Origin of the sequence: Streptantibioticus parmotrematis, assembly GCF_019890615.1 — a bacterium.
GTDB classification, from domain to species: Bacteria; Actinomycetota; Actinomycetes; order Streptomycetales; family Streptomycetaceae; genus Streptantibioticus_D; species Streptantibioticus_D parmotrematis.
Map to the genome: position 1 here is coordinate 155,138 of NZ_JAINVZ010000017.1, position 11,829 is coordinate 166,966.

Sequence of the window (11,829 nt, forward strand, 5' to 3'; positions counted from 1 at the left end):
CACCCTCCATCGAACCCCCGCGCCCGCCACGGTGACCAGCGCTTTCCACACACCCGCCGAGTCCTTGACGCAATCAGGACGTAACAGGCCGTCGGGTCACCCCATGTGCTCGCGCGGCGCGGGCGGCGGCCTCAGCGGCCCCGGACCAGGCCCCGCAGGATCTTGCCCTCCGTCGACAGCAGCCCGCCGCGGTAGTCGAAGCGGGGGCTGTGGGCGAAGGTCAGGTAGACGTACTTGAGGTTCTCCGCGAACCAGTACGCGGGCGTGAGGTCGCCGAGGGCCATCGGCGCGGTCGTGACATCGTTGGCGATCGTGTAGCCGCCGGCCACCCTCAGGTTGTCCCGCATCCCGGTGAAGTACTGGTAGGCGGTGCGCTTGTAGGACGCGTCGCCGGTGATCCGCCACAGGTCGAACGAGGAGTTGGCGTACTCGGGCCGCAGCTGGTTGCCCTTGTCGGTGACGGCGAGCGTGGTGTAGTCGATGCCCTCGGGGAGCACCGGGTGCTGGTCGAGCACCGCGCTCCAGGAGCGGTAGTAGGCCGCGCCGTCCGCGGTGTCACCGCCCTTGCCCAGCAACCCCGCGTAGAACGCGGCGAGTTCGGACTGCGCGGTGCCGGTCGCCTCGCCGGTCGTGGGGTCGACCTGGCGGAACCACAGGGTGCCGGTGGAGCGGTCGGCCTGGTGGCGCAGGATCGCCGCGGTCAGCAGCCGGTACCAGTCGAGCAGTCGCCGGTCGCCCAGCAGCGCGTAGCCGCCCCACAGGTACTCGTAGAAGGAGTCCACGGGCGGGTTGGGCGCGACCGAGGAGGGGTCGGTCCAGCGGCCGGTCTCCGCGTCCAGCGTGGTGCCCATCAGGTCGAGCGAGCTGCGCTTGCCCATCGCCACCTGGTAGGCGCGCATCGACGCGTCGTGGTAGCGGGAGTCGCCGGTCAGCTTCGACAGCAGGCCGAACTCCATGATGTTGGTGCCCACCTCCGCCAGCGGCACGCTGCTGCCGCTGACCGCACCGGTGCCGAGGTTCACGTAGGTGTACGGGATGCCGGTGGGCGACGCGGTGAACGCGGGCAGCAGGCGGTCGGTCAGCTCGCGGCACAGGGACAGCAGCTTGGGCCTGCCGGTGGCCAGGTATCCGGCGAGCAGGCCGCCGACCATGCGGATGATGGCCTCGAAGACGTGCACGTCCACGTCCTGGGTGGGGTCGAAGTGCGCCTCGATCCAGTCGCAGCCGCGCGCGAGTTCGGCGTCCTCCCCCATCACGTAGAGCGTGTCGAGCGCCTCGACGATGGACAGGCCGAAGGTCGTGCCGGGGGCGAAGAAGTCGTTGTGGGTGCCGCTGACCGGACAGACCTGGTCGTAGCCCCAGGCCTTGGCGGTGTAGCCGTGCCAGCCGTGCAGGAACTCGTCGCGCACCTGGCGCGCGACGGCGGCGTCGGAGGGCAGGGGCTCGGCCGTACGCGACGTCGAGGGGCGGGTGTTCCGGACTGCGGGGGCCGGGGCGGCGAAGGCGGTGGCCGGGGTGAGCGCCGCGCCGATCGCGGTGCCGGCGACGGCGGCGCCCGCCGCGCCGAGGAGGGTGCGCCGGGTGGGCGCGGGACCGGTGTGGGTGAGGGGTCGCATGGCTCCCGGAGCGTACTCGCGGGACGGGACGGGCCCAAGAGGGCGCGCTTGACTGCGTACGCGTCAACATCCGCCGTAGGCGCGGGGTTTGACGGCCGTACGCATGGGCTTTGGCCGCCGTATGCGCGGGCTTCGGCGGCCGCACGTACCGCCTTCAGCGGTGTCGTACGGCGTGGCGCGGCCCCGTCAGACGCTGTCCGCCACGGCGACGGCCGCCGCGTAGCCCTCGTCCACCGTCCAGTCGGCCAGCGACCAGCCGGGCAGGGTGGCCGGTGCGGCGCCGCTGCCCACGTAGTCGCGGGCCGGATCGCCCGCCAGGCCCTCGCCGGTGCCCTTGAGGTAGGCCTCCTTGCGGGTCCAGCAGCGGGCGAAGGCGGCGAGGCGCTCCTGCGCGGGCAGCGCGGCCAGTTCGTCGCGCTCGCGCGGGTGCAGGCTCCTGGCGACGTCGTCGACGAACCTGCCCTCGGGTATGCGTTCCACGTCCGCGCCGACCGGTGTGCCCGCGACCGCGATCAGCACCATGTCGGCGCTGTGCGACAACGAGAAGTGCGGACCGGCGCCGCCCGCCAGCGCGGGCCGGCCGTGCGCCCCCGCGCACACCGGGCACGTCTCGCGCGTGAACTCCAGAGCGGCCGGGTCCGCGTCCGTGTACGCGCCGAGCAGCCGCCGCAGCGCCACGTGGGCGGCGGCGTAGCTCGCCCGGTCGGCGGCGCGCACGAAGGCCTTGTGGCGTTCGCGTTCCGCGGCGTCGAGCAGCACGAGCGAGTTCGGCAGGGCGTCGGCGTAGGAGGAGACGCGCAGCGCCCACACGTGCGGGACTTCGCCGGGCGCGGGCACGGCGAGACCGGACGGGAGCGGCTCCGGACCGAGGGGGCGGGGTGCGGGACTCAGCGGTTCCTCCTGGTGTGCGTGCCCGCGACGCGCCACGGGCCGAACTCGGCGGTGCGGTCCGCCCGGTGGACCGCGCGTACCACCCGCCGCGACTCGGTTCCATCCTCGCACGCGTCTCCCCCGCTCGTCTGCGCCCGTGAACGCGGTCGGGGCGGCCCGGTTGCGGGGCGCGGCACTCCTCCTCAGCGGCGGGCGCCCGCCAGCACGTCGGCCCAGGCCCGTACCGTCACGCGGTCCGCGAAGTCGGTGATCGACACGACCGCGCCCTCCTCGCGCCACCGTTCCACGAGCGTCATCAGCCGGATCGAGTCCAGGCCGTAATCGATCAGGCTCTCGTCCAGCGGCACGTCCTCGGGCGGATCGCCCAGGACGGCGGCGACGTCGGCCCGAACGCGCTCCGCGGTCCACGCCGACGTGTTCCCCGCCGCGCCCGGCGCGGGGTCGTCGCCGAGCGCGTCCAGCACTCGCGAGGCGGTCGTGACGACGGCGCACTTGCCCGCCGCCCACTCCAGGGCCATCCGGTGGTCGCGTTCGCTGAAGTCCGCGACCGCGTCGGCGATCACGAAGGCGCGCAGGTCGCGCATCCACGCGTCGCAGGCGCTCATCAGGACGCCGATGTGCGCGTAGACACCGGTGATCAGCAACTGGTCGCGGCCCTGGTCGCGCATGCGGCGCTCCAGGTCGGTGCGGACGAAGGCGCTGTACTTCCATTTGGTCAGCACGGTGTCGCCCTCGGCCGGGGCGACCGCCTCGTGGACGGCGGCGGCCCTGGCGTCGGCCGGCAGCCCCGGACCCCAGAAGTCCTGCTGGAGACCGCGTTCCGCGGGCGTCTGGCCGCCCGGCTGGGCCGAGTAGACGACCGGGATCCCGGCCCGGCGGCACGCGTCCGTCAACGCCTTCACGTTGCGCAGCAGTTCGCTGACCGGCGAGGCGTCGGGGGTGAAGGCGTCGAGGAAGTAGTTCTGCAGGTCGTGCACGAGCAGCACCGCGCGGTCCGGGTCGACGTCCCACGCCACGCGCCCGGTCGGCAGCGAGGCGGGGGCGGGCATGGAGTAGGGGGCGATGTCGGGCAGGGCCATGGGAAGGCTTCCTCGGGAGTCGGTGGTGGTGAGGGCTCGGGTGTCGTGGGGGCAGTCGACGGACAGCAGCCGCTTTGCGTGACGACTCGTCAGTTACTGTCCCGCTCAAGCTGCTTGAGGTGTTCCGTGATCGCCGCCCGCAGGTCCTTCTTGCTGACCTTGCCGATGCCGGTCACCGGGAAGGCGGTCACGAACTCCACGCGGTCGGGGACCTTGTACTCCGCGAGGCCGCGGGCCCGTACGAACCGCTTGACCTCCACCGCGCGCGGCGGTGCGACGCCCTCGCGCGGGACGACGTAGGCGCAGGTGCGTTCGCCGAGGTAGGGGTCGGGCATGGAGACCACGGCGGCGTCGTGGATCGCGGGGTGCGCCAGCAGGTGGTTCTCGATCTCCTCGGCGGCCACCTTCTCACCGCCCCGGTTGATCTGGTCCTTGGCCCGGCCCTCCACCACCAGGTGGCCGGTGGCGGTGCGGCGCACCACGTCACCGGTGCGGTAGAAGCCGTCGGTGGTGAACGCGGTCGCATTGTGCTCGGGGGCGTTCCAGTAGCCGCGGATGGTGTACGGGCCGCGGGTGAGCAGGTGACCGACCTCGCCGGGCGGCAGATCGCGGTCCTCGTCGTCCACCACGCGGATCTCGTCGTGCGGGGAGATGGGGCGGCCCTGGGTGGTGACGACGAGTTCCTCGGGGTCGTCAAGACGCGTGTAGTTGACCAGGCCCTCGGCCATGCCGAAGACCTGCTGGAGCGCGCAGCCGAGGGTCGGCGTGACCCGGCGGGCGGCCTGCTCGCTGAACCTGGCGCCACCGACGAGCAGGATCTCCAGGCTGCTCAGGTCGTACGAGGTGTGCTCGGCGGCGTCGAGCCACAGCAGCGCGAGCGGCGGCACGAGGCCGGTGAGGGTGACGCCTTCGCGTTCGATCAGCGGGAAGGCGGACTCAGGGGCGGGCCGGGCGGCGAGCACGACGCGCCCGCCCGCGTACAGCGTGCCCAGCGAACCGGGCGAGCTGAGCGGGAAGTTGTGGGCGGCGGGCAGCGCGCACAGGTAGACGCTGTCCTCGTCCAGCGCGCAGATGTCGGCGGAGCCGCGCAGGCTGTAGAGGTAGTCGTCGTGGGTGCGCGGGATCAGTTTCGGCACGCCCGTGCTGCCGCCGGACAGCTGGAGGAACGCGAGGTCGTCCGGGCGTGGTTCGTCGGTGAGCGCGACGGGCTCGGTGGGCAGGTCGGCCAGGCGCAGGTGGCGGCCGGGGTCGTCGCCCGCGACGATGACGTGCCGCAGGGTCGGCACCTCGGCGCGTATCCGGTCGGCGAGTTCGCGGTGGTCGAAGCCGTCGGCGGCGTCCGGGACGACGTAGGCGACGGCCTCGGTGAAGGCGCAGAAGTGGCGGATCTCGCTGTAGCGGTGCGCGGGCAGCGCGAAGACCGGCAGGGCGCCGACGCGGAAGAGCGCGAAGACGACTTCGAAGAACGCGGCGATGTTGGGCAGTTGGACGACGACGCGATCGCCTTTGCGGATGCCGAGGCCGAGCAGTCCCGCGGCGAGGCGGTCGGCGCGTTCGTCCAGTTCGGCGTAGGTCCAGCGGATGTCCGTGGCCGGGTCCACGATCGCGATCCGGTCGCCGTGCCGCACGGCCCGTTCGCGCAGCATCCGCCCGAAGGTCTCGCCCCGCCAGTGCCCGGCGGCGCGATAGCGCTCCGCGAACTCGTCCGGCCAGGTGGGCGCGAGGGCGGCGGGGTCGGCGACGGGGGCGGTGTAGGTGACGCGGGCGGAGGCGGAGGCTGCGGGCGGGACGGGCGCGGAGAGGTTCGGGCCGGAGCCGGGCCGGGTCGGGGTGCTCATTCGGACACCCCCACGGCGTCGAGGAAGGTGCGGAACTTGGCTGCCGTCTCGGCGAGTTCGGCCTCCGGGCGGGATCCGGGGACGACGCCCGCGCCCGCGTAGAGCCGCAGGCTGTGCTCGTCGGCCTCGGCGCAGCGTATGGTCACCACCCATTCGCCGTCGCCGTCCGCGTCCTGCCAGCCGACCATGCCCGCGTACAGGCCGCGGTCGAACGGCTCGACGGCGCCGATGAGTTCGCGGGCCGCCTCGGTGGGGGTGCCGCAGACCGCCGGGGTGGGATGCAGGGCGGACGCCAACTCGATCGCGGTGGGCAGCGGTTGGGCCAGCTCGCCGGTGAGGGTGGTGGACAGGTGCCACATCGCGGCGGTGCGGGCCAGCGTCGGCGCGTCCGGCACGTCCAGCCGGGCGCAGTACGGCGCGAGCGCGGCGCGGACCGCGTCGGCCACGACCGCGTGCTCGCGCCGGTCCTTGGACGAGGCCAGCAGTTCGACCGCGCGCGTGACGTCCTCGGCGAGGTCGGCGCGGCGCGGGGTGGATCCGGCGAGCGGGTTGGCGCGCAAGGAGCTGCCGTGCCGGGAGACCAGGAGTTCGGGGCTGGCGCCGAGCAGGGTGCGGCCCTCTCCCGCGGGCACGGCGAAGGTGTGGCCGCCGGGGTCGCGCCGGGCCAGCCGCCGCAGCATGGCGGTCAGGTCGAACGGCTCGGCCGCGGTGAGCTCCAGGGTGCGGGCCAGCACCGCCTTGTCCAGCCTGCCGTCCGCCATGCGGCGCACCGCCTCGGCGACCGCCGCCTCGTAGACGAGCGGTTCCGGGTGCGGCCGCACCGTCCAGGCGGCGGGTCCGGCGGGCGGGGCGTCCAGCGCGATGAGCGGGTCGCGTTCCAACGGGGGCGTGGTGTGCAGGAGTTCGGGCACGAACAACCGCGCGGGCGCCTCGGCGTCGAACGGCACGGCGCCGATCACCACCGGCCGCTCGACACCCTGCGCCCGGGCGGCACGCAGGGTGTCCGCGACCCGTTCGGCCAGCGGCGCGTCGCCGTGCGGGACGCGGGCGCGGACGCCCCGGGCGAGCAGGGTGCGGGTGGGCGAGCCGAAGAACGCCGTACCGCCGGGCCGGTAGGCGTCGAGCAGCGCCGTGGCCTCGCCCACCGTCTGCCCCTGCTGCCGGGCCGCGGGGACGGCGGGGGCCTGCGGGCGGTCGCCGCGGGCTCCGCCGTGACCCGGGCCGGGGTCTGCGGCGAGGTCGTGTGCTGTGGTCACCTGGTTCTCTCCGATCCGGATCACGGCGGTGCGGGGTGGGTGGCTTACGGGCGGCGTGGGCGTGGCGGAGGCCGGGCCGGTGGGTGTGCGGCCGGGCCGGGTGCCGGGGGTCAGGCGCGCAGGGTGGCGCCGCCGTCCACGTACAGGTCGTGCATGGTGATGTGCCGGGCGCGGTCGGAGACCAGGAAGGCGACGGCCTCGGCGATGTCCCGCGGTTCGGCGAGCCGCCCGAGCGGTATGCCGACGCGGTAGCTGTCCGGGTCGCCGTCCACCACCCGCCGGCGCGAGGCGTCGGGGTCGTCCGTCCACAACTGCCGTTGCATCGCGGTGTCGGTGGAGCCGGGCGAGACGACGTTGCAGCGCACCCCGGAGGCGGCCAGTTCCAGGCCGAGGCACTTGGTGAACATGGTCGCCGCCGCCTTGGACGCGGCGTAGGCGGCCATGTGGGTGCGCGGTACTCCGGCGGCGTTGGAGCCCACGGTGACGACGCAGCCGGAACGGCGGTCGACCATGCGCCGCGCGACGGCCCGGGAGGTGTGGAAGACGCCGCCGGTGTTGACGGCGAAGGTGGCCGCCCAGTCCTCGTCGGTGAGGTCGACCACGGGGGCGGGTCGCAGCACGCCCGCGACGTTCACCAGGATGTCCAGCGGCCCGAGTTCGCGTTCGGCGCGTTCCACGGCGGCCTCGACGGCGGCGCTGTCGGTGACGTCGGCGACGTGCGCGACGAGGACGGCGGGACCGAGTTCGGCTTCCAGCGCTTTGAGGCGTACGGGGTCGCGGTCGAGCGCGGCGACCCGCGCGCCCCGGGCGGCGAGCGTGCGGGCGACGGCTTCGCCGATGCCCTGCCCCGCACCGGTCACGAGGGCGACGCGACCGGTGAGTTCGGCCGCGTCGAGGGTGTGCGTGTCGCCAGTCATGGTCCTCGTGTGTCCTTCGGCCGGGCGCGGTCAGGGGTTTGCCGGGGTACGCCGGACGGGCAGGATCGAACTCCCGACCGCACCGGACGCGCCGCCGGGGGCAGCCTAACTTAGGTTAGGCTAACCTCATAGAGGCGGGCCCCGCAGAGCCATGCGGCAGGATGCCCACATGCCCGAACCGCCCTTCGACGTACCGCGGCTGCCCGCGGGCGACGCCTTCGTCCTGCGCCCCTGGACGCTCGCCGACCTCCCGCTGGTCGAGGAGGCGTCGGCCGATCCGTACATCCCGCTGATCACGACGGTCCCGGCCGCGTACTCCCACGCCGCCGTCGAGCGGCAGTGGGATCGCGCGACGCGGGGCACCGGGTGGCCGTTCGTCGTGGAACGCGTGACGGACGGCCGCGCGGTCGGCACCGTCGGCCTGTGGTCCGCGCCGCACGGCCGTGCCTCGGCCGGTTACTGGATCGCCCCCTCGGCGCGCGGCGGCGGCGTGGCCCTCGCCGGACTGCGCGCGGTCACCGGCTGGGCGTTCGCGGCACTCGGCCTCGCCCGGGTCGAGCTGTACGTCGAGCCGTGGAACACCGCCTCGCGCCGCACCGCCGAGTCCGCTGGATTCCGCGTCGAAGGACTGCTGCGCTCGTGGCAGGAGGTGGGCGGCGTCCGCCGCGACATGCTGATGTACGCGAGACTGCCGGCGGATTCGGAGGGTTGACCGCCTTCCGTGGCTCGGTCCGGCCACCGGCCCGCCTCCGCACGGGTGACGCTCGGGCCCGGTGTATCGGCTACGACCGGTCCCCGGGGCACTGACGCGGGATGCTGGGGCCGTGGCCGAAGCCCACGAATCCCGTTCCCTCCCGCGCGGCCGCTGGGTGCGGTTCCTGCGTGCCGTGCCCCCTGCCGCCGGGGCCGCCGCGATGGCCACCGGCGCGTTGTCGATCGGCTGCGGGCTGCTGGGCGCCGGGCTGTCGTCCGGTGTGTTCCTGGTGCTCGGCTGCCTGATCTGGGCGATGCTGGCGGCGGCCTTCTGCCTGCGGCTGCGGTACGAGGGCGAACGCTGGTGGCGGGAGGCGGCGACCCCGCCCGCGCTGACGTCGGTGGCGGCGACCGCCGTGCTGGGCACGCGGTTCGCCCTGCTGGGCTGGACCGGCGTCGCGGTGGCCCTGCTGTGCCTCGCGGTCGTGGCATGGGTGCCGCTGCTGGCCCGCGTGCTGCGACACCGGGGGCGCAAGGTGCCGGGGGCCGCGTACCTCGTCTGCGTCTCGACGCAGGCGCTGGCCGTCCTCATCGCGTCCGTCGCGCTGGACGCGGGCGCCGCGTGGCTCGCCTGGCCCGCCGCCGGGCTCGTGGCGCTGGGGCTGGCGCTGTACGCGGTGACGCTGGAGCGGTTCGACGCGCGCGAGTTGCGGCACGGCAAGGGGGATCACTGGGTGGCGTGCAGCGCCCTGGCGATCACCGCGCTGGCCGTCTCGCGTCTGGCGGACGCCGCCGCCCCGGCCGGGCCGCTGCACTGGGCGACCGGCGCGCACGACGCGTTGCGGATCGCGGGCTTCGTGCTGCTGGGCCTGGCGCTGGCCGCGTACGCGGTGCTGGTCTGCTGCGAGATCCGCTGGCCGAGGCCGCGGTACGACGTGCGGCGGTGGTCGACGGTCAACCCGATGGCCATGACGGCGCTCGCCACGATCGCGTGGTCGGTGACGGCGGGCGTGGGATGGCTGCGGACGCTGGGCGGCGTGCTGCTGTGGGTCGCCCTGCTGGCCTGGGCGGTGACGGGGGTGGCGGCGGTGCGCAGGGGCGGGCGCCCGGCGGGGCCGCCGCGCGTCGACTGACCTCAGACGGAACCGCGTTGAGCGTGTGCGGCCGCCCTTCTCCTGAGGACGGCACCCGCCGCGACGACCGCAGCGGCCACCCCGAACGGCCAGGCCTGCGGGGCGAGTCCGTGCCAGCGCAGGGCGTTGCCGGTGTACAGCACCATGCCGGCCGCGGGCACCGCCAGCCACTCCCAGCACCCGTCGAGCGCGACGAGCCCGACGACCAGCAGCGCGTACCAGTAGTACGCGGGCGAGGTGACGACGAACGCCGTGCCGAGCACGAGCAGGGCGCCCCGCCAGGGCCGCGCCGGATCGCCGCACCGCAGCACGTACAGCGCCACGCCCACGACGACCGCGATCGCCACCGGGCCCGCCCAGCTGTCCGGCAGCACCAGCCGCAGCAACGCGAACCGCCCGACGTCGCCCGACTCGTACCCCTCCTGCTGGAGGTAGCCGGGCAGGAAGCCGATGACACCGGCGCCGGAGGCGGCCACGTACGGCAGATAGGTGAGCGCGACCGTGCCCACGGCCGCCAGGGTGGTCCACGTCAACTCCCGCCATCGGTGCGGGCGTTCGCGGGCCAGTACGCCGGACAGCGCGCCCGGCAGCGCCAGGCCCGGCAGCAGCTTCACGGCGATGGCACCGCCGAGCGACACACCGCGTCGCACCCCCGCGCCGACCCCGAGCGCCACCACCAGCAACAGCACCCCGAGCGTGTCGACGTGGGCGTCGTTGACCGCCGCGAACGGCACCGCCGGGCACCACGCCCACAGCGCGGCCCGGCGCGGATCACCCCCGCGCCGCCGCAGCACCCACAGCAGCGCACAGACCACGGCGACCACCAGCACCGCGCCCGCCACCTGGAACGGCTTCCACCGGCTGCCGGGCGGTGAGGCCAGGTGGACGACGAAGTACCACGCCTCGGCGACCGGCGGGTAGATGGTGTGCACGGTGGGCCGGTTGATCAGGGTGCAGACCCCGCCGGGCGCGGTGTGCAGGTCCCAGCCCCGGCAGGCGGTCCCGGTCGGGAACAGCCACTGCTCGCGCAACCCGGCGAGCCTCGGGGCGTCGGGCGCGTAGGTGTACGGCGAGATCCCCGCCGCCTGCACCCGGCCGTCCCACACGTACCGGTACATGTCGTCGCTGGTGCGCGGCGGCGCGGCGAGCGCGGCCACCGACAAGGCGACGGCGCCGACCACGACCAGCGGCACCGCGATCCGGCGCGGCACCCCGCGCACCGCCCACGCCGCACCGGCGAACAGCGCCCAGCAGGCGCCGTACCACGGCAGCAGGCGCCCGGGATCGCCGAGCGTGCCGCCGGTCAGGACGGTCGCGAGCGTGGCGGCGGTGAGCGCGGCGAGCAAGGCGACGGTGAGGGCGGTGCGGACGCGGTCGCGGCCATGGCCCTCGACGCGGCGCCGGTTCTGGCCGGGGCTGACGGTGTACGGGGGTGCGGTCACCAGGACACCGTGGCATCGCGGGGCGCGGCAGGGGGCGGCGCCGTGCCCGGTGTCCGCGTTCCGTAAGGAGTCACACCGCCCCATCAGCGGGTTTCCGGGGTGGGATGGACGGCATGCGAGTGAGGAGACCGTCCGGCACGAAGGTGCGACGGACGAGGCGAGCCCTGCCGACCGTCAGGCGATCGGACTCGGGCGCACGGCGACTCGAAATCCGCTGCCGCCTAGGCGAGTTGGGCCGCCGCGCGCGCGAGTCGGCCCGCCGCCTCCCGGATCCGCGGGAACACATGCCGCGGTTCCGTGGCCGCCTGCACGACGCGCGGACCGCCACGGTGGTCGGCCGCCTGCTGGGCGTCGCCGTCGCCGTGTGCTTCGTGACCGGCCTGATCAGCCACTACCTCCAGCAGCCGCCGGGCTGGGCGGCGAACGTGCTGCCCAGCCGCCCGGTCTGGGGCTACCGCCTCACCCAGGGCCTGCACGTGGCGACCGGCATCGCCGCGATCCCCCTGCTGCTGGCCAAGCTGTGGACGGTCTACCCCCGGCTGTTCGGCTGGCCGCCCGTGAAGTCCGTGGCGCACGCGCTGGAACGGCTGTCCATCGCGGTGCTGGTGGCGAGCCTGCTGCTGGAGATCTTCACCGGTCTGCTCGACACCACGCAGTGGTACCCGTGGCCGTTCCCGTTCCGGCAGACGCACTTCGCGCTGGCCTGGGTGGCGACCGGCTCGGTGCTGCTGCACATCGCGGTCAAGGCGCCGGTGATCGCGGCCCATTGGCGGCGCGGGCTGCTCGGGCCGCGTCCGGCCGACCCGGACGCGGCCGACCGCCGATCCTTCGTCGCCGCCGTGCTGACCGCGGCGGGCGGGGGGACGCTGGCGACGGTCGGGCAGGCGTTCACCCCGCTCAAGGTCACCGACCTGCTCGCCCCGCGCCGCCCCGGCGACGGCCCGCAGTCCCTTCCGGTCAACCG

General features: G+C 74.6%; 9 protein-coding genes and 2 pseudogenes. 3 read left to right on the forward strand and 8 right to left on the reverse strand.

Features of this window, described 5'->3' with window-relative positions:
• Positions 1-131: 131 nt before the first annotated feature.
• The 7 genes and pseudogenes from K7472_RS22865 to K7472_RS22890 all read right to left on the reverse strand — a co-directional run bounded on the left by K7472_RS22865 (position 132) and on the right by K7472_RS22890 (position 7,597).
• Positions 132-1,616, reverse strand: coding sequence for a glycoside hydrolase family 47 protein (locus K7472_RS22865; protein ID WP_222980395.1), 1,485 nt, complete (start codon positions 1,614-1,616; stop codon positions 132-134).
• 186 nt (positions 1,617-1,802) lie between these two features.
• Entirely contained in the window at positions 1,803-2,453 is a 651-nt protein-coding gene (locus tag K7472_RS22870) for a 4'-phosphopantetheinyl transferase family protein (RefSeq protein WP_308014040.1), read from the reverse strand.
• 236 nt (positions 2,454-2,689) lie between these two features.
• Positions 2,690-2,971: a phosphopantetheine-binding protein gene (locus K7472_RS32910; protein ID WP_308014044.1), complete on the reverse strand. Its 282-nt coding sequence runs from the start codon at positions 2,969-2,971 to the stop codon at positions 2,690-2,692.
• Positions 2,963-3,586: pseudogene (locus K7472_RS22875) on the reverse strand (isochorismatase family protein); the annotation flags it as partial. The gene K7472_RS32910 and the pseudogene K7472_RS22875, both read right to left, overlap by 9 nt.
• Positions 3,587-3,675: 89 nt before the next feature.
• Positions 3,676-5,424, reverse strand: a complete 1,749-nt coding sequence (locus K7472_RS22880) for a (2,3-dihydroxybenzoyl)adenylate synthase (protein ID WP_222980397.1) — start codon at positions 5,422-5,424, stop codon at positions 3,676-3,678.
• Positions 5,421-6,569: an isochorismate synthase gene (locus K7472_RS22885; RefSeq protein ID WP_222980418.1), complete on the reverse strand. Its 1,149-nt coding sequence runs from the start codon at positions 6,567-6,569 to the stop codon at positions 5,421-5,423. The genes K7472_RS22880 and K7472_RS22885 overlap by 4 nt, the downstream gene beginning before the upstream one ends.
• A 221-nt stretch (positions 6,570-6,790) precedes the next feature.
• On the reverse strand, positions 6,791-7,597 hold the full coding sequence (locus K7472_RS22890; RefSeq protein ID WP_222980398.1) for a 2,3-dihydro-2,3-dihydroxybenzoate dehydrogenase: 807 nt from the start codon (positions 7,595-7,597) through the stop codon (positions 6,791-6,793).
• Between the two features lie 169 nt (positions 7,598-7,766).
• Here K7472_RS22890 and K7472_RS22895 point away from each other — a divergent pair, with 169 nt between their 5' ends.
• Positions 7,767-8,309: a GNAT family N-acetyltransferase gene (locus K7472_RS22895; protein ID WP_222980399.1), complete on the forward strand. Its 543-nt coding sequence runs from the start codon at positions 7,767-7,769 to the stop codon at positions 8,307-8,309.
• Between the two features lie 112 nt (positions 8,310-8,421).
• Positions 8,422-9,423, forward strand: a complete 1,002-nt coding sequence (locus tag K7472_RS22900) for a tellurite resistance/C4-dicarboxylate transporter family protein (protein WP_308014041.1) — start codon at positions 8,422-8,424, stop codon at positions 9,421-9,423.
• A 2-nt stretch (positions 9,424-9,425) separates the two neighbouring features.
• Here the strand turns inward: K7472_RS22900 and K7472_RS22905 are convergent, their stop codons facing one another.
• Entirely contained in the window at positions 9,426-10,865 is a 1,440-nt protein-coding gene (locus K7472_RS22905; RefSeq protein ID WP_308014042.1) for a glycosyltransferase 87 family protein, read from the reverse strand.
• A gap of 284 nt (positions 10,866-11,149) precedes the next feature.
• Here K7472_RS22905 and K7472_RS22910 point away from each other — a divergent pair.
• Positions 11,150-11,829, forward strand: a pseudogene (locus tag K7472_RS22910) (molybdopterin-dependent oxidoreductase); the annotation flags it as partial.